Here is a 16,726-nt window from a genome sequence, read left to right on the forward strand (position 1 = left end):
ATCAGCCTATAAACCTAACTAAGTTAGAAAAAATATTGTGTGTATAAGAGATTAAATGACTGAGCATCCAAGGACCAAAGAATACAATTCCAAGTAATACCGCCACAATTTTGGGTATAAATGCTAATGTTTGTTCTTGAATTTGCGTTGTTGCCTGAAAAACACTGACGATCAAGCCAACAACAAGCGCCAGCGCTAGTAGCGGACCACTTATTAATAGAACGACCCAGATACCTTCTTCCGCGATCGCTATGACTGTTTCAGGAGTCATCCTTTTCACCTACTTAGAAACTTTGTAACAGAGATTTCACGACTAAATTCCAGCCGTCTACAAGAACAAATAACAAAATCTTAAACGGTAAAGAAATCATAACAGGAGGAAGCATCATCATCCCCATTGACATGAGAACACTAGCTACCACCATATCTATAACTAAAAACGGAATAAAAACCATAAATCCGATTTGAAAAGCTGTTTTAAGTTCACTAATGGCAAAGGCTGGTACGAGAGCGGTCAAAGGGATATCTTGAATGGATTCTGGCTGCTCGGCCTTTGAATAGTTTAGAAATAAGGCCAGGTCCTTTTGTCTAGTATTGGCACTCATAAACTCCTTAAAGGGAACAACCGCTTTTTCATAGGCTTGTTCCAAATTGATTTCATTGTTAAATAAAGGTGTCAACGCCTCACTGTTTACCTCTTGAAATGTCGGTGCCATAATAAAGAAGCTTAAAAATAGAGCTAATCCGATTATTACCTGGTTCGGCGGCATTTGTTGAGTGGCAAGAGCCGTTCTGACGAAAGAGAGCACAATCACGATACGTGTAAAGCAAGTCATTAAGATAAGAATGCTCGGTGCAAGAGACAGGACTGTTAATAGTAGAATTAGCTTTACAGATGTAGATACATTCTCTGGTGAACTAGTATTAAAAAACTCCATGAACTCATTCATTGCTTGTCCGAACCCTTCTCTTTTTCTATTTCATCGTATAGTTTCTGTCTCCCTTTGGATAGGTCGTATAATTGCTTTTTCATTAGGGCTTGAAAAGCGCTGTCTCCACCTTTTTTATCAGTGGTCCCACCCTTCTTCAAAACCTTCGATATTAGATCACCTGGCTGTGTAAGCTGATCCATTTTTACGTTATAGGCTGAAAGCAGCTCATTAAATTCCTCAGGTTTATCAATTTCTTTAATTAATTGGACATTTTCCCCAACACCAACAACTAGAATTCGATTACCTACTTTTATCAGCTGAACGGACCGATTGGCACCTAAGGTTGTCCCGCCAAGGTTCTCAATAAGCTGTGAGCTTTTAAACAGCTGTCCTTTTTTATTTACAAACTTCAAAATTAAATACAGCAGGGCAATCACAAATATTGTAGCCAATATCATCTTGAAAAAGTCCCAAATGGTTAAACCAATAGGACTTGTTGCCTTATCTTGAGTTGAATCCATATCATCGGCTGTAACATTCTGGTTGATCTCCTGTTGTTCTCCACACGTATCAGGTTGTTCCAAGCAATCCTTTACACTTTGATTTACTTGCTCTGCAGAGGCTTGGACCTGAAACCCCAATAGAGCAAACACACAAAAAAGGACGATGAAACAGAATTGTTTATTACGCAACATCCTGCACCCTCTAGTAATAAGTCTTAGCCAAGCGTCTTCGAGATGGCTTCCAATACACGGTCGGCTTGAAATGGTTTTACAATAAAGTCCTTCGCACCTGCTTGGATAGCATCGATAACCATAGCCTGCTGGCCCATTGCCGAGCACATAATCACTTTTGAATTTGGATTAATATTTCTTATCTCTTTTAATGCTGTAATTCCGTCCATTTCCGGCATCGTAATATCCATTGTAACAAGATCTGGATGCAATTCTTTAAATTTATCAACCGCCTGCTGGCCATCTGCCGCTTCACCAACAACCTCGTAGCCATTTTTAGTTAATATATCCTTAATCATCATTCTCATAAATGCTGCATCATCTACAACTAAAATTCTATGTGCCATAAAACGTCTACCCCCATTGTGATTTTTGTCATTAACTTGTTGAATGTTTGTCTTTTGACATTATTTTAACTTTTTGATGCGGTCAGATTGACTAATAATATCTGTCACTCTGACACCAAAATTCTCATCAATTACTACCACTTCACCCTTAGCAATCAAACGGCTGTTAATTAGAATATCAACAGGCTCTCCTGCAAGCTTATCTAGTTCAATAATTGAGCCAGTTGACAGCTCAAGTATTTCCTTCACCGATCTTTTGGTTCTGCCTAATTCAACCGTTACTTGCAACGGTATATCAAGGAGCATGCTCAGGTTTTTAGGCTCCTGCTCTTGGCCCTGATAAGGCTCAAAATTAGAAAACATAGCTGGCTGCACGTTAGGTTGCACTCCAGCTTGATTTGCAGCACCAAAGTGCTGAGGACCAGCAGGCTGGTTCATACCTTGATTAGAAGCTGTATAGCTCTGTTGATAATAATGCTGCTCCTGTTCATGACTTCCGAAACTTGAAGGAGCATGAGCAGCGGTATTTTGTTGTCCTTGATAGCCTATCTGGTTCTGTGCACCCTGATGAGATTCAAGTTCAGTAGGTGCTGCCGAGTAGCTTTCACGAGCATTCGTTGGCTCATTTCCCCCCTGAATTGTATCTGTCATAGGGTTTAACAGCTCGTCAACAAGCCCTTTGGCAAAGTCAAGTGGAAGCAGCTGCATAATATTAGAATCGATTAATTCTCCAATTTTCAAGCGAAAGGAAACCTTTACCAGCTTATCGTCATTCGGTATTTTCTCGGTACCTGTCCCATGGTGAATGTCTAATATATCAATAGAAGGCGGTGAAATATCTACTCTTTTACTAAAGATGGTAGACATGGATGTGGCGGCAGACCCCATCATCTGATTCATTGCCTCCTGCACCGCGCTCATTTGAATTTCTCCCATTAGCTCTGATGGATTTTTTCCATCACCACCAAGCATTAAATCGGCAATAATAGCGGCATCCATCTGTTTAATGACAAGGAGATTTGTCCCGGAAAACCCTTTCGTATAGCTTACTTGAATGGCAACATATGGCTGAGGAAATTCATCAGATAATTTTTGTTTCGATACAACGGTGACCTCTGGAGTTGTAATATCCACCTTTTGATTTAGTAAGGTAGACAATGCAGTGGCGGAGCTTCCAAAAGAAATATTCCCTATTTCTCCTAAAGCGTCCTTTTGCATTTCGGACAAATAATCATCCATATTTAGATCAGAAGAGACATCAGATATATCGTCACTCCCCCTTAATAATGCATCAATTTCATCTTGTGAGAGCATTTCATTACTCATAATCCTCATCTCCCCCCTTCCAAGTTTCTAACACTTGAAACGCTAATTTTTTATTCATTTTCCCAGGCTGTCCGACAAATTTGGGAACCTCGCCAACCTTTAACAGTAACGGTTCATCAATCAATTGATTTAATTCAATTACATCACCAATATCAAGCAGTAAAAAATCCTGAATGGATATCGTTGCTGTACCTAGCTCGACTGAAACCGGTATTTCAGCTTGCTGAATCTTCTTTTCAATCACCTTAATATGTTCCGGCTCCCTGTCCTTTTTGTCTGTTTGCATCCAATATTGCATCGATAGCTTCGGAATAATCGGCTCGAGAACAACATGTGGAATACAAATATTAATCATTCCACTTGTGTCGGCGATAGCTGTATTAAGCGAAATAACCACCACGGTCTCGTTCGGTGAAACCATCTGTAAAAACTGTGGATTAACTTCAAATTCGGATAGTGTGGGATCAATGCCAATAATCGTTTCCCATGCCTCTTGCAGATAGTCACATGCCTTTTCAAAGATAGCCGACATAATCTTCGTTTCAATTTCGGTTAAATTATCTACTTTATTTAAACTTGTGCCTTTTCCGCCCATCATTCGGTCCATCATAGCATAGGCAATATTAGGATTAACCTCCATCAGGATTCGCCCTTCTAATGGCGGAACATCAAATACATTTAATATCGTCATTTTTGGGATGGAGCGGATAAATTCCTCGTATGGAATTTGGTCAGCAGATGCGACACTGATTTGGACATATGTTCTTAGCTGCGCAGAAAAGAAGGTGGTTAATAGCCTTGCAAAATTTTCATGTATCCTAGTTAAGCTTCGAATTTGGTCCTTTGAAAAACGCAAAGCCCTTTTAAAATCATATACTTTAACCCGTTTTTCATCTTCCTCTTTTTTTAATTCGTCTGCATTCATTTCTCCTGTTGACAATGCTGATAATAATGCATCGATTTCATTCTGGGAAAGCACATCTCCTGACATCAAACTCACCTCCATGCTTTCTGAGATGTTTTATTATTGAAGGAGGAATTGCGTGATATAGACCTTCTCCACTTTTCCTTCCTGCATGATTTCATTGATTCTACTCTTTAAGGTTTCTTCCAGCTGCCGCTGCCCTTCCCTACCCTTAATCGTTGCAGCCGTTTGTTCAGATATTTCCAGGATGATAATATTATTCACTTGAAAATTTCTCTTTTCTAATTCTTCCCTGGCTTCCTTACTGTTAGTTTGGATTTTAAAAGAGATACGTACGAAGCCATTCTCAGCCAGGTTTGTGGTAATTTCCGGAATATCTACAGAAGCCTCCAATACTTCATCAATCGAAGGCACTGCGTTTTTATCCTCGTTATTATGATTTAATATCATTACAATAGCTACGGCTCCAACTAGGGCAATCGCAACAAGAAGGATTAGCATAATCATGACTAGTTTGTTATTCTTCACTATCCTTCACTCCTATCTGTTGTCCAAGCAGGTTTACAGATTGATAGAATTCAGAAATCAACCCCAGCACTCGCTCTTCATTTTCCTTTACGATATATTTACTGCCGTTAGTCAGCGTAATCGTTGTATCTGGAAATGACTCTATTGTTTCTATGTACAACGCATTAATTATAAATGGTTTACCGTTTAATCGCGATACTCTAATCACTGTTAAATTAAGGGTTAAAAGGGAGACCCTTTAACCCTTTCCCTCCCTTAAATTAGCGTTTTAGGTTGACTAATTCCTGCAGTATTTCATCTGATGTCGTTATAATTCTTGTATTCGCCTGAAAACCACGCTGCGCCACAATCATATCGGTAAATTCTTCTGAAAGATCGACGTTTGACATTTCAAGAGCACCTGAAACAAGTGTTCCTGCTCCTGTCTTTCCACCTGGCACTCCAATTGAAGGTTTACCTGCGTTTGAAGATCTTTGAAAGTTATTAGATCCTACTTTTTCTAATCCACCATTGTTAGAAAATTTAGCAATAGCAATATGTCCTTTAGCTTGTAATTCTCCTGCATCATCTATATAAGTAACCGAGCCGTCGTTACCAATACTGAAGCTCTTTGCATTAAGTGGTATTCTTATTGGTATCAGAAATTCATCAGCCACTCCAGTATCACCATCAATTTCTGAATCAGCAGAAACTCCAACTAAATACCTTCCCTCTGCGTTAACAATTGCGCCGGTAGAATCTAAATAAAAATTACCTGCACGTGTATATGTTTCTTCTGTGAGATCGTCTTCGGCTACTATTGTATCCTCTATATCTTCTATATTTTCTGTATCAATAGGTTCATACGATCTTGCAAGGATAAAGTACCCATCACCTGAAATAGCCAAATCCAATGTTCTTGCCGTCGTTTGCAAGCTTCCTTGTGTATCAATTGTATCGATAGTTGACAGCTGTGAACCAAGACCGACCTGCTTAGGATTTACCCCACCAAGTCCTGTATCACCAGACGGTGCACTCGCACCAGAAATGCTTTGGCTCACCAAATCTTGAAATGTTACACGGCCTTTTTTAAAGCCATAAGTATTGACATTAGAAATATTATTTCCAATTACGTCTAATTTTGTTTGAAAGTTTTTCATTCCACTGATTCCGGAATACATTGACCTTAGCATGTTCATTACTCCCTTCAGATATAAGCTACGTCAGTCAGTCAGCAGCTTTTAAGGCCTCCATCATGGTCCAGCCCCATCATTAATCCAATAGTATCGTTCCATTAATATTCGTAAAAATTTGTGTTGAAGCTTCCTCACGGTTCATAGCCGTAATTACTGTATTATTTTTGGCACTGACAATTAAGGCAGCATCTTCTAGCAGTACAAGTGACTCCTTTACTCCCATACTTTTAGCTTGTTTTACTCTCTCATCAATTTGCTCCCAGCGAGCCTCATTAATTGAGATTCCTCTTTGCTCTAATCGTTGTTGAGCATGCTTGGAAATGGTTAATCTATCTTGGGTAGTCTTTAAGGCCATATTAAGCTCTGCTGCAAAGGATGTTCCTTGCTGCCTGCTACTTTGTGTATTATTCACATTCCCTTGAATAAATGGTTGTGTCAACGGTCTGAATACGCGCATGAATACCTCCCCTTTATTCGATTTTAATCATTTGTGAAGCTGAAATCTCAGTGTTATTTGCATCATTTAATTGAAAGGAGGTATTTCCATTTCTAAAGGATACAGATTGAATGATGGCAGAAACTTCCTCCTCTGTCTCATTAACATACGTTACTTTTTTCCCAATCATCATACTGGCTTGAATCATATTTGACTCTGTTGCAGATTCATTAACTTGTGAAATATTGGCAGGTTCAAGGACTGTACCATCGTCAAGAATAAATAGGACATTATCATTCTTATATTGAATACTAGAAACTTTCCCTGACCCTTCGATTAATTCTGTTGTACCATCCTCTAATTCAATAAGCCTATGCCAATTTATCTCTTTGCCAACAAATTGATTGTAAGAAATCAAAAGATTTTGTTGCTGTTGTACGATAAACCTTTCGAGTGTGCTATTCATATTAGTCATTTGTTCTAACGATGAAAATTGTGCCATTTGGGCAATAAACTCTGTATCCTGTACAGGATTTGTAGGATCCTGATTTTGCAGCTGTGTAAGCAGTAATTTCAAAAAATCATCTTTTCCTAGCTCGGAAGATCCTGTTTTCCTCTCTGCCTTCTGGTAATTGGAAAGCCATAAGTTCGCATCAATGGTATTCGCCATTCTCATTTCCCCCTAAGCTTCTACATTTAAAAGAACTTCCTCAAATGAAACGGTAGAATGCTGGTTTCCTGACTCTGTCTTCTCTTCCTGCTCATTAGTCTGCTGTTGTCCTTGTTCTTGATGCTGATCTCTAGTCAAGTATCTGTCCTGTTGAAATTGCTGGGCAATTTCAATTTTTTCAACTTGTAGATTTTGACTCTGAAAAGCCTGCTTAAGACCTTGAAGCTGTGATTCTAATAGTTCCTTTGCATTTGCAGTTGTGGTTAAAATCTTGGCTGTTAGCACAGCATTCTGCTGTGTTAACTCAATACGTAACGAGCCGAGATGCTCTGGATATAGCTTAATAAATAACTTTTGGTTTCCATCCCGCATGTGAAATGAACTTTTTGCTAGGATAGCTTCAAACTGCCTAATAAGCTGATCTTTAGTGACAAGCTGATTGGCTTGTCCTTGAAGCAAGACAAGCTGATCCTGCTTAGCAGGGAAGGTAAAGGATTGAATCTGACCGATTGTTGTTGTCCTTTTGGATAAGCGTTCTTCATTCTGAAAAACCTGTACCTGATTGATTCCAGACCATTCATTTCTTATTGCGCCTTTAGGATTAATCGCTTGATTTACGTCTTTAACAAGCGGGGTAAAGACTTTATCTAATATTTCTGCTTTGCTAATCGAATTTTTCCCGCTACTAATTAACTCTAATTTCTCAACGGTCCTTTGCAAAAGATTTTTCAGCTCGATATAATCCTCACTTGAAGGGTTATCTTGTAAGGATAATTCAAAAAGCTTTAAAGCCTTAGCTAATTGAAGCCCTTGTTGATCCATGTTGATTGATAAGCTTTCACCATTTAAGTCGGGCAGCAGGTGAACAAATACTGCCAAAGCTTCATGTAAATCCATGCTTGGGAGCTTCTCTCTGAAATCTGTAAATTCCTCATCTAGAAAGGAAGGTGCTATAACCATTTCGTCTGCAGTAGCTTCCTGTAACACAGATTGAATGGCTGCTTGTACATCTTTTACATTGATGTTTATGATGTTTAGCAGCTCTGTAATCAAAGTAGAAAAATCTACGTTTGCTTCTGTCAGTAATCTCTCGAACAATTCTGACTCAAACTCCATTTCAGAAAAATCACCGGCTTTTAAGAATTGAACAATCTCTTTCAGCTCATTTGTCGTCAGCCCGAGAGGATTCTGATTTTCTGGCTTTTCCGTTTCCTTTGTATACGCAGGCTGGAGAAGCTCGGATAGTACTTGAGCAAATCCTTGAATCTGACTATGCTGCACCTTTTCATTCTGCAAATAAACGGTGTTTGCTTGACCAAGAGCACTTAGTTTCATGTCCATTTTGTCACCTCCCTTCAAATGAGGTCATAACAGAATTAGCGATAAGTGTTGCTATGTTTAGTCAATAAAGCCGTATATTTAGCTGCATCTTGTGCATTCATTTTTTCAAGAATGGCCGCCACGATATCGGGCTTCAAACTTGATAAGATTTTTAAGGCTTCATCGTCATTCATTTGAACCAGGATTGGTGCTGCTTTTTTAGCTGATATCGTTTCAAAGGTATTGACAATAGCTTGAAATGACTGCTGACCTTCCTTCTGCGCCAGCATCAAATCTTCAATTTCTGCCTGTAAATGCTCTTTTTCTTGCAGAAGTGTTTCAATTTCCTGGTCTTTGCCTTCAATCTTTGATTCAAGCTTTGCGATTGCTGCCTCACGATTTTCAATTTCTAATTCTAATTTTGTTACAGTACTTTCAGCTTCCTTAAGAGCTTGTTTAATATTTATTTCTTCCCTTGTCGGAACAAATGGAATTTTGTCTCGATACTCGTTAGCCTTTTCGAATACGTTAATACCTGCCACAGTTAAGACAAGGACAGCAACAGTTATGGCAAATAATGTAGGAATGACAATCACTACAAGAAACCATTGAAGTTTACTGTACTTCTTCTCTTCCTGTTCTTCCAATAACTTTTCCATGTTCACACCTAACTTCCTCGATGTACATAGTGTTGAATCGAGATATCGTCCATCTGTCTGTCCTCAACATACTTTAATTCCTCAAGGAATTCATGCAAGCCTTTTTCTTTCATTTTTTCATATTTTTTCACTTCTATATTTTTTTGCATCAGCTTTTCCTGCTGAAATAGCATGTGATTACGGGCATTTTGCACCATTTGCTGATATTGCTCAATCGATTTTTGCAGATTGACAATAAACTGCTGATGATGTCTGATTTCCTGTACATGCAATCCGCTCACAAGCTTTATAGACTGATAGCTTTCTAAATCCTCTTTTTTTTTCAGAAGCTCATATAATTTTTGGGCAACTTCTTCAAATCTTTTGACTGAATCATTATAGGCGGAAAGCGCTTCGTTTTTCTCACGTTCCTTTACAGACATAATTTTCTCAAACTTAAATCGGTAGCCCATGAAATTAATCGCCTCTTCCTATTAGTTGATATAATGCATGGATACTGTCCTGCAAGGACATTTTTTCATGGGTTCCTTGTTTTAAAAAGGAAATAATCTGTGGATAGGATTGTAGGGCTGAATCGATTTCCTTTGATGATCCCTTTTTATATGCACCAATATTGATTAAATCCTCTGCATTGTAGTAGGTACTAAGCAGTTCACGTAATCTCTCCGCAGATTTTACATGTTCCCTCTCCACGATATTATTCATCACACGGCTGACACTTTTTAACACGTTAACAGCTGGATACTGACCTTTATTGGCTAAACTACGATCGAGTACAAAATGACCATCAAGAATTCCTCGTACCGTATCTGCTATCGGCTCATTCATATCATCGCCGTCGACAAGCACCGTATAGAATGCCGTAATAGAGCCTGATTCATTTGTACCGGTCCTTTCTAACAGCTTTGGCAGTAACGCAAAAACAGAAGGCGTGTAGCCCTTAGTTGTAGGCGGCTCTCCAATGGCTAGACCCACTTCCCGCTGTGCCATGGCAAAACGTGTGACTGAATCCATCATTAGCATGACATTCAGACCTCGGTCACGAAAATATTCAGCAATCGCCGTAGCTGTCAGAGCTCCTTTTAAGCGCATTAAGGCAGGCTGGTCAGAGGTTGCTACAACGACAATGGAGCGCTGCAAGCCTTCCGGTCCAAGATCCTTTTCGATAAATTCACGTACCTCACGCCCCCGTTCACCAATTAAGGCAATGACATTTAAATCTGCTTTTGTATTTCTGGCAACCATTCCAAGCAGTGTACTTTTCCCAACACCGCTACCGGCAAAAATACCGACACGTTGACCATTTCCAACCGTTAGCAAACTATCAATCATTCTGACACCCACTTCAATTGGTTCAGAAATGGGTGGTCTTCTTAACGGATTGGGTGGTGACTGCTCTGTTGGTACGGTCGAGAGCCCTTTCGGTAAGGGATTCCCATCAAGCGAATTTCCTAAAGCATCAATCACACTTCCAATTAATGCCTGCCCTACTTTAATCTCCAGTGGCTTCAAGGTTGCTTCGACAAGGCTGCCGGGTGAAATATCACTAACGGTCGTATAAGGCATTAGAATCACATTCTCTCCTTTAAAACCAACTACCTCAGCTTGAATCACTTTCCTTCGATGACGAACATGTATAAGACATAGATCGCCAATCGAGCTTTCCGGTCCTTGTGATTCAATCATCAGACCAACCACCTGCTTAACCCTTCCATAGCGCTTGTAACAATCAAGTTGATTGAGTTTTCCTGCAAGCTCAGAGGCTTTCATGTCCATCACTCTCCAGCAGCTCTGCCAGCTTTCTTTTTATTTCCAACAGCTGTGTATCAACACCTGCATCAATACGGCCATATGGTGATTCAAGCAAACAACTGCCTTCTGCTAAATCACTATCAGGATAAATAATAAGATTTGTACGATGCGGAAAAATTGCCTGTAGTTCATCTTTTTTCGAAATGAGATATTCGTAGTTCATAGGATGGACATGAATTTCAACATCCTGAAATTCTTTTACTTCACGAATGGCTTTTTTCACCAACGAAACAAAATAATCCTGATTTCCTTTGATTTCTTTATTCACTATTTTTTCAGCGACGGAGACGGCTAAAGCTAAAATGGTCTGCTCTGATGCATCTAAATAGGCATGATATTCCTTTTTAGCCGATGAAACGATTTGCTCGGCATGATGTAATTTTTCTTGACAGGCTGAATAACCATCAGCCTGTCCTTGCTCCCAGCCAGCACGATACCCTTCTTCTCTTGCTTGATTAGTTAATAGGTCTCTCTCCACTTCCCATGCTTCCCGTTCCTTTTGAACCTGGGCTAAAAGCGCCTCTGATGCTAGCTTTGCCTCGTCCTTAATCCTATCAGCTTCGTGCAATGCCTCTTCCATTACTTGTTCAGAGGCTCTTGTTACGGATTCAGCTTTTGCAGAAAAATCCTCATTTACTTCAGGTAGATTAAACGATTTAATCGAAATGACTTTTTTATCAGCTGCACGTTCCGGCCATTGTGATTTAATGAGCCTAGACAATGATATCATCACCTCCACCGCGGGCTATGACAATTTCTCCTGCATCCTCCAGCCTGCGGATAATGGCAACAATCCTTGACTGTGCCTCTTCTACGTCCCTTAACCGAACAGGGCCAAGATATTCCATTTCCTCCTTGAAGGTATCAACCATTCTTGTTGACATATTCCTAAAGACGGTTTGCTTCACTTCATCACTAGAAACCTTCAATGACAGTAATAGATCTTCATTTTCACAATCCCGAATAATCCGCTGGATGGAACGATTATCCAATGTAACGATATCCTCAAATACAAACATTCTCTTTTTAATTTCCTCCGCAAGCTCAGGATCCTGAATTTCAAGCGCATCAAGAATTGTTCTCTCAGTTGTTCTATCAACACCGTTCAATACTTCTACAACTGCCTCTATTCCGCCTGTTTGCGTATAATCCTGGGTAACTGTAGTCGATAACTTACGCTCTAATATCTGTTCAATCTCGTTGATAATTTCCGGAGATGTACTGTCCATTACCGCAATTCTTTTCGCAATATCCGCCTGCATTTCTTGCGGAAGCTCCGATAATATTTGACCTGCCTGCTGTGCATCTAAATATGACAGTATTAAAGCAATAGTCTGCGGATGTTCATTTTGAATGAAATTAAAGATTTGAGCCGGATCTGCTTTTCTGGCAAAGTCAAACGGACGCACCTGTAAGGACGAGGTAAGCCGGTTTAGGATAACCGTTGCTTGTTCTTCCCCTAAAGCCTTTTCAAGAACCGTTTTGGCATAACCAATCCCGCCCTGAGCAATATAATCCTGGGCAAGAGCAATTTGATGGAACTCTTCCACAACTTCTTCTTTAGACTGGCTGTCAACCTTTTTTACCCCAGATATTTCTAAGGTTAATTTTTCAATTTCTTCTTCACTTAAATGTTTATAGACAGAAGCAGAAACATCCGGACCTAGAGAAATCAGAAGAATGGCCGCCTTTTGTTTTCCACTTAAGTCCTTTTGTTCTTTTCTTGCCATCTTTATTCACTTCCTTTAGTCCTCAGCAATCCATGAGCGCAAGAGCTTTGCAAACTCCTCAGGCTTTTCCTTTGCCATTTTTTCAAGCTGCTTCCTGCGGAGACTGCTTTCTGTTTCATGGCTTTCATTAACATCCGGAACTTCAACAGGCTGGATGAAATCGATAACCTCATCCGCTTCTACCTCCTCGTTCCGCTGTCTACGGGCTTTCATAAACAGGAATACAAGCAAACCAATCACGACAATAAGTACTCCTCCAACTGCATACACCCACCAAGGAATTGAGGATTCTTTGCCTTCAACAAATGTCACCTTACCTGCAAATGGCTGAACAGATACGGATATTTTTTGATTAATCTCTTCATCTGTTAGCTCAGGGTTTTGATTCTTATCAATGGAGGTTCTTACTATGGTTGCCAGCATATTTTTAATGTCCTCGACCCGTTCCTCTGATAATGAATCCAGATTGTCTGCTTCAGGAGGCTCTACCATAACTTGAATGCCAAGGTCTCTTACTTTGAAAGGACTCTCGACAATTTCTTTACGAATTCTATTAATCTCATAATTAATGGTTTCATCAACTTTTTCGTAATCACCGTTGCCAGAACTATTTTCCGTAGCCTGGTAAGTATCACCTGTTGACTCTGCCTGCGGAACTCCCTCAGGAGCATTACCAGAACCGGTATACGCTTCAGTAATTTTTTGTGCGCTGATGGCAATCCCTTCCATGTTCTCGTCATCAACCGGCGTAACAAGATTTTCTTCACGATTTTCCTGTGTAAAATCAATGTCTGCGGTCACAGCGACAACGACTTTATCCTGCCCCATTAGAGTACCTAACATGCTTTGAACCTGTCGCTGTACATCTCGTTCAATTTCCTTTTTTACTTCCTGTTGATTAGCAAAAAGAGAACCAGAAAGATTATTTTCATTTTTTAAGTCAAAATACTCAAAGTTTTGGTTCATGATGACGATATTATCAGTAGGCAGCTTAGGAACGCTTTTTGATACTAATTGATACAATGCCGTAATTTGATTTTGTTCAAACTGATAGCCTGGCTTTGTACTTAATACAATCGAAGCTGATGCCTCACCACTTGTTTCATTGACAAATAAACTTGTTTCAGGAAGGTTTATCATGACTTTCGCGTCATTAATCCCTTCTATCCCTTTGATTAAATTTGCCAGCTCCGTTTGCATGGCATCCAGCTTCATAACATTAAATTCATTTTCTGTTGTTCCCATCCCAGCATTTTGACTAAAAAAGGAATAATCAATACTGCCTGATTTAGGGAGACCTTCTGCAGCCAGCTCTACTTTTAATGTATCTACAATTTGATCGGGAACTTTAATCGTTTGACCCCCATCAGTTATTTCTGATTTAATCCCTCTCCCATCAAGGCTTTCTTTAATTGAACCGGTTTCAGAAGGAGTGAGATTGCTATAGAGAGGCACGAGGTTAGTCCTGGTCGTAAAATAGGTGATAATCCCGGCTGCCAATAAAATACATGCAACAGTACTGATCAATATCGTACGCTGCTTTTTCGAGCGGCTTGACCAGTACTCATTTAACGGATTGATATATTTTTGTAACGTTTCCTTCATGATACTCCCCCGGCTATTAAATCTAAATGGTCTGTAATAAACCGCCAAACTCGTGCAACAATATTTCTATTACACTTGCATTCTCATCATTTCCTGATAGGCTTCAACCGCTTTATTACGTATTTCTAGCGTCATCTGCATTGAAATACTAGCCTTCTGTGATGCAATCATAACTTGATGTAGGTCAACGTTTTGTCCTAGAGCTAATTTTTCTGTCAGTTTATCTGACTCAATTTGTGCCTGGTTTACTTGTTCTATTGATTCCTTCAAAAAGGTCGAGAAGCTTTTCTGTGCTTCAGATGAAGTTCGCGCAGCTTGTGATGTTTTCAACATATTGGCTGATACTGCCGGCGTAAACATTACCGATTTCAAGATTTTTCACTCCTTCTACTTACCTATCTCTAATGCTTTCATCAGCATATTTTTTGATGCGTTAAACACCGTTACATTCGCTTCATATGAACGTGTAGCACTCATTAGATCAACCATTTCTCTCAATGGATCTACATTTGGCATTTGCACATATCCAGCATCATTTGCATCCGGATGTGTTGGATCGTAAACTTGCTGGAATGATGTCTCATCTTCAATGATTTTACTTACTTTAACGCCGTTGCCAGCTCCCTGACTGTCATTCATTTTCATAGCGGTTTGCAGATAAGAAGAAAACTGATTTTCCTTTGCCTGCAGGACAACAGATTTCCGTCGATATGGTTCCCACTGGCCGTTAACATTTTTTGCCCTTGTTGTATCAGCATTTGCCATATTGGATGAAACAACATCCATCCGAAGTCGTTGAGCTGTTAAAGCTGAAGCGGTTGTGTTCATACTATGGAATATCGTCATTACTTCCCACCTCTTATGACATTCTGCAGAGTTGAAAATTTACCACTAATTCTTTCTGTTAGAGCATTATAGTAAATTTGATTTTTAGCTAAATCCGACATTTCCTGATCAATATCCACACTGCTCCCATTTTCGTTATAGGACATGTGATTTTTATTGATGATGGAAAAAGATGTTTCAGTTGGTTTATTAAAGACATAATGTCTATTATCCGTACGGTTTGCTGAAATAGACTGACTGATCGCCTGATCTAGAGCAGTCTTAAAACGAACATCCTTCGCCTTATAATTTGGAGTATCTACATTGGCAATATTTTGGGATATGACCTTTTGTTTTGTTGATGAATAATTAAGGGCATTCTCCAAAGTTGATATTGTGCCTGTGAATAAACGCATCTTAACACACCCCTATATTTCTATAATATTTATTCAGAGAGAAATATGTAGAATTTTGGAGAAAAATAATTAATCTATAGTTATAAGTCTAATTGTAATGAAATCGTAATAATATGTCTATGATTGTAGTGTTAATTTTATTAAGTAAATAGTCCCATTTTAATTTCATCCCCATAAAACCCTTATTATCATTTTAATTCATTAAAACAATACTCACAATACTAGCAAAAACATTATCGTTAAACACTGCAATATACCTATAAATACAAAACTTCATAAGAACACAACAATTAACAATAACTATAAATTCAAGCTTATTCAACAAATTCAACTTATCATTGTTTCATTTGTTGTCATTTGTCGAAAAATTTCTCATCTTTATTAAAAATATTATGTTTAAATAACAAAAATACCCAAAAAAATCATCTGTTTAAGAAACAGATGATTTTTTTGGTTTGCACATGATTAATTTGTTTTTAATTTTTCTAATTCAAGTAAAAACTTATCATTAAGAACCTTAATATAGGTCCCTTTCATTCCTAATGAACGCGATTCAATAACACCAGCACTTTCTAGCTTACGGAGTGCGTTTACAATAACAGAGCGGGTAATTCCAACACGATCAGCAATTTTCGAAGCAACCAAAAGACCTTCGGTACCGTTTAATTCTTCAAAAATATGCTCAATAGCTTCTAGTTCACTATAGGAAAGGGAGCTAATGGCCATTTGAACAACGGCTTTACTGCGAGCTTCCTCTTCAATTTCCTCAGCCTTCTCATGAAGAATTTCCATTCCAACAACAGTGGCACCATATTCAGCAAGAATTAGATCATCATCATGAAACTGCTCTTCTAATCTTGATAGAATTAGTGTACCAAGGCGATCACCACCACCGATAATGGGTACAACCGTTGTTAAACCGTGTTTGAAAAGATCTTTATTCTCAGATGGAAAAGCAGAATAATCACTATCAATGTTAAGATTTGGTGTAGTCTCATTGATGCTGAATAAATTCTTAGTATAATCTTCAGGGAATTGACGATCCTCTAACATTTTCTTCATTCGGTCATTTTCAATCTGCTGATTCACTGAGAAACCAAGTAATTTTCCGCGACGACTGACGACAAATATATTTGCATCAATGACATCACTTAATGTATCTGCCATCTCTTTAAAGTTTACTGATTTACCGGTTGCCTTTTGCAGCATTGCATTAATCTTTCTTGTCTTTGTTAATAAATCCATTACATTCTTCCTCCTATTAACTAACACCCATATTATTCTAA

At 38.9% G+C, this 16,726-nt stretch carries 22 protein-coding genes; all 22 read right to left on the minus strand.

Translation table 11 applies throughout. The features are described 5' to 3' along the window. Nucleotide 1: 1 nt before the first annotated feature. On the minus strand, nucleotides 2–271 hold the full coding sequence (gene fliQ, locus BQ5321_RS15425) for a flagellar biosynthesis protein FliQ (protein ID WP_071395326.1): 270 nt from the start codon (nucleotides 269–271) through the stop codon (nucleotides 2–4). 13 nt (nucleotides 272–284) lie between these two features. Beyond that, nucleotides 285–950, minus strand: coding sequence for a flagellar type III secretion system pore protein FliP (gene fliP / locus BQ5321_RS15430; protein WP_071395327.1), 666 nt, complete (start codon nucleotides 948–950; stop codon nucleotides 285–287). Next, entirely contained in the window at nucleotides 947–1,627 is a 681-nt protein-coding gene (locus BQ5321_RS15435; RefSeq protein ID WP_071395328.1) for a flagellar biosynthetic protein FliO, read from the minus strand. Before BQ5321_RS15435 ends, fliP begins: the two co-directional genes overlap by 4 nt. Nucleotides 1,628–1,650: 23 nt before the next feature. Continuing rightward, nucleotides 1,651–2,013, minus strand: a complete 363-nt coding sequence (locus BQ5321_RS15440) for a response regulator (protein ID WP_071395329.1) — start codon at nucleotides 2,011–2,013, stop codon at nucleotides 1,651–1,653. A gap of 60 nt (nucleotides 2,014–2,073) precedes the next feature. Continuing rightward, nucleotides 2,074–3,342: a flagellar motor switch phosphatase FliY gene (fliY, locus tag BQ5321_RS15445; protein WP_071396939.1), complete on the minus strand. Its 1,269-nt coding sequence runs from the start codon at nucleotides 3,340–3,342 to the stop codon at nucleotides 2,074–2,076. After that, nucleotides 3,332–4,330: a flagellar motor switch protein FliM gene (gene fliM, locus BQ5321_RS15450; protein WP_071395330.1), complete on the minus strand. Its 999-nt coding sequence runs from the start codon at nucleotides 4,328–4,330 to the stop codon at nucleotides 3,332–3,334. The genes fliY and fliM overlap by 11 nt, the downstream gene beginning before the upstream one ends. A 33-nt stretch (nucleotides 4,331–4,363) precedes the next feature. Beyond that, a complete protein-coding gene (fliL, locus tag BQ5321_RS15455) occupies nucleotides 4,364–4,792 on the minus strand; it encodes a flagellar basal body-associated protein FliL (protein WP_071395331.1) in 429 nt (142 codons plus the stop codon). Then, nucleotides 4,782–5,000, minus strand: coding sequence for a flagellar FlbD family protein (locus tag BQ5321_RS23805; protein WP_084786831.1), 219 nt, complete (start codon nucleotides 4,998–5,000; stop codon nucleotides 4,782–4,784). The genes fliL and BQ5321_RS23805 overlap by 11 nt, the downstream gene beginning before the upstream one ends. 52 nt (nucleotides 5,001–5,052) lie before the next feature. Then, nucleotides 5,053–5,964 carry a flagellar basal body rod protein FlgG gene (gene flgG, locus BQ5321_RS15460; RefSeq protein ID WP_071395332.1) on the minus strand — a complete coding sequence of 304 codons (912 nt, stop codon included), beginning with the start codon at nucleotides 5,962–5,964 and terminating at the stop codon, nucleotides 5,053–5,055. A 79-nt stretch (nucleotides 5,965–6,043) separates the two neighbouring features. Continuing rightward, entirely contained in the window at nucleotides 6,044–6,424 is a 381-nt protein-coding gene (locus BQ5321_RS15465) for a TIGR02530 family flagellar biosynthesis protein (RefSeq protein WP_071395333.1), read from the minus strand. Nucleotides 6,425–6,437: 13 nt separating this feature from the next. After that, complete coding sequence (flgD, locus tag BQ5321_RS15470) at nucleotides 6,438–7,073, minus strand: flagellar hook assembly protein FlgD (RefSeq protein WP_071395334.1); 636 nt, start codon at nucleotides 7,071–7,073, stop codon at nucleotides 6,438–6,440. 12 nt (nucleotides 7,074–7,085) lie between these two features. Then, nucleotides 7,086–8,414, minus strand: coding sequence for a flagellar hook-length control protein FliK (locus BQ5321_RS15475; protein ID WP_071395335.1), 1,329 nt, complete (start codon nucleotides 8,412–8,414; stop codon nucleotides 7,086–7,088). Nucleotides 8,415–8,449: 35 nt separating this feature from the next. Next, the gene (locus tag BQ5321_RS15480; protein ID WP_071396940.1) at nucleotides 8,450–9,052 is read right to left on the minus strand and encodes a MotE family protein; all 603 of its coding nucleotides are present in this window, start codon (nucleotides 9,050–9,052) and stop codon (nucleotides 8,450–8,452) included. Between the two features lie 8 nt (nucleotides 9,053–9,060). Continuing rightward, nucleotides 9,061–9,504: a flagellar export protein FliJ gene (gene fliJ / locus BQ5321_RS15485; RefSeq protein ID WP_071395336.1), complete on the minus strand. Its 444-nt coding sequence runs from the start codon at nucleotides 9,502–9,504 to the stop codon at nucleotides 9,061–9,063. A gap of 4 nt (nucleotides 9,505–9,508) precedes the next feature. Further along, entirely contained in the window at nucleotides 9,509–10,822 is a 1,314-nt protein-coding gene (gene fliI, locus BQ5321_RS15490) for a flagellar protein export ATPase FliI (protein WP_071395337.1), read from the minus strand. Next, a complete protein-coding gene (fliH, locus tag BQ5321_RS15495; RefSeq protein WP_159433435.1) occupies nucleotides 10,809–11,585 on the minus strand; it encodes a flagellar assembly protein FliH in 777 nt (258 codons plus the stop codon). The genes fliI and fliH overlap by 14 nt, the downstream gene beginning before the upstream one ends. Further along, the gene (gene fliG / locus BQ5321_RS15500; protein WP_071395339.1) at nucleotides 11,578–12,594 is read right to left on the minus strand and encodes a flagellar motor switch protein FliG; all 1,017 of its coding nucleotides are present in this window, start codon (nucleotides 12,592–12,594) and stop codon (nucleotides 11,578–11,580) included. Before fliG ends, fliH begins: the two co-directional genes overlap by 8 nt. A 15-nt stretch (nucleotides 12,595–12,609) precedes the next feature. After that, complete coding sequence (fliF, locus tag BQ5321_RS15505) at nucleotides 12,610–14,199, minus strand: flagellar basal-body MS-ring/collar protein FliF (RefSeq protein ID WP_071395340.1); 1,590 nt, start codon at nucleotides 14,197–14,199, stop codon at nucleotides 12,610–12,612. 69 nt (nucleotides 14,200–14,268) lie between these two features. Then, complete coding sequence (gene fliE, locus BQ5321_RS15510) at nucleotides 14,269–14,532, minus strand: flagellar hook-basal body complex protein FliE (RefSeq protein ID WP_234978476.1); 264 nt, start codon at nucleotides 14,530–14,532, stop codon at nucleotides 14,269–14,271. A gap of 54 nt (nucleotides 14,533–14,586) precedes the next feature. Then, the gene (gene flgC / locus BQ5321_RS15515; RefSeq protein ID WP_071395342.1) at nucleotides 14,587–15,045 is read right to left on the minus strand and encodes a flagellar basal body rod protein FlgC; all 459 of its coding nucleotides are present in this window, start codon (nucleotides 15,043–15,045) and stop codon (nucleotides 14,587–14,589) included. Beyond that, nucleotides 15,045–15,440 (minus strand): flagellar basal body rod protein FlgB, encoded by a 396-nt coding sequence (flgB, locus tag BQ5321_RS15520; protein WP_071395343.1) that lies wholly within the window; start codon nucleotides 15,438–15,440, stop codon nucleotides 15,045–15,047. Before flgB ends, flgC begins: the two co-directional genes overlap by 1 nt. A 465-nt stretch (nucleotides 15,441–15,905) precedes the next feature. After that, nucleotides 15,906–16,685, minus strand: a complete 780-nt coding sequence (gene codY, locus BQ5321_RS15525; RefSeq protein ID WP_071395344.1) for a GTP-sensing pleiotropic transcriptional regulator CodY — start codon at nucleotides 16,683–16,685, stop codon at nucleotides 15,906–15,908. Between the last annotated feature and the right edge of the window lie 41 nt (nucleotides 16,686–16,726).

It is taken from the genome of Bacillus tuaregi (assembly GCF_900104575.1).
Taxonomy (GTDB): Bacteria; Bacillota; Bacilli; order Bacillales; family Cytobacillaceae; genus Bacillus_BD; species Bacillus_BD tuaregi.

Coding starts and splice junctions, on each gene's coding strand:
- fliP (WP_071395327.1), bottom strand. CDS start 950: ATGAATGAGTTCATGGAGTTTTTTAATACTAGTTCACCAGAGAATGTA.
- fliQ (WP_071395326.1), bottom strand. CDS start 271: ATGACTCCTGAAACAGTCATAGCGATCGCGGAAGAAGGTATCTGGGTC.
- flgD (WP_071395334.1), bottom strand. CDS start 7,073: ATGGCGAATACCATTGATGCGAACTTATGGCTTTCCAATTACCAGAAG.
- fliJ (WP_071395336.1), bottom strand. CDS start 9,504: ATGGGCTACCGATTTAAGTTTGAGAAAATTATGTCTGTAAAGGAACGT.
- flgC (WP_071395342.1), bottom strand. CDS start 15,045: ATGACGATATTCCATAGTATGAACACAACCGCTTCAGCTTTAACAGCT.
- fliM (WP_071395330.1), bottom strand. CDS start 4,330: ATGTCAGGAGATGTGCTTTCCCAGAATGAAATCGATGCATTATTATCA.
- BQ5321_RS15475 (WP_071395335.1), bottom strand. CDS start 8,414: ATGGACATGAAACTAAGTGCTCTTGGTCAAGCAAACACCGTTTATTTG.
- fliI (WP_071395337.1), bottom strand. CDS start 10,822: ATGAAAGCCTCTGAGCTTGCAGGAAAACTCAATCAACTTGATTGTTAC.
- fliG (WP_071395339.1), bottom strand. CDS start 12,594: ATGGCAAGAAAAGAACAAAAGGACTTAAGTGGAAAACAAAAGGCGGCC.
- BQ5321_RS15440 (WP_071395329.1), bottom strand. CDS start 2,013: ATGGCACATAGAATTTTAGTTGTAGATGATGCAGCATTTATGAGAATG.
- flgG (WP_071395332.1), bottom strand. CDS start 5,964: ATGCTAAGGTCAATGTATTCCGGAATCAGTGGAATGAAAAACTTTCAA.
- BQ5321_RS15435 (WP_071395328.1), bottom strand. CDS start 1,627: ATGTTGCGTAATAAACAATTCTGTTTCATCGTCCTTTTTTGTGTGTTT.
- fliE (WP_234978476.1), bottom strand. CDS start 14,532: ATGTTGAAAACATCACAAGCTGCGCGAACTTCATCTGAAGCACAGAAA.
- codY (WP_071395344.1), bottom strand. CDS start 16,685: ATGGATTTATTAACAAAGACAAGAAAGATTAATGCAATGCTGCAAAAG.
- flgB (WP_071395343.1), bottom strand. CDS start 15,440: ATGCGTTTATTCACAGGCACAATATCAACTTTGGAGAATGCCCTTAAT.
- BQ5321_RS15465 (WP_071395333.1), bottom strand. CDS start 6,424: ATGCGCGTATTCAGACCGTTGACACAACCATTTATTCAAGGGAATGTG.
- BQ5321_RS15480 (WP_071396940.1), bottom strand. CDS start 9,052: ATGGAAAAGTTATTGGAAGAACAGGAAGAGAAGAAGTACAGTAAACTT.
- fliF (WP_071395340.1), bottom strand. CDS start 14,199: ATGAAGGAAACGTTACAAAAATATATCAATCCGTTAAATGAGTACTGG.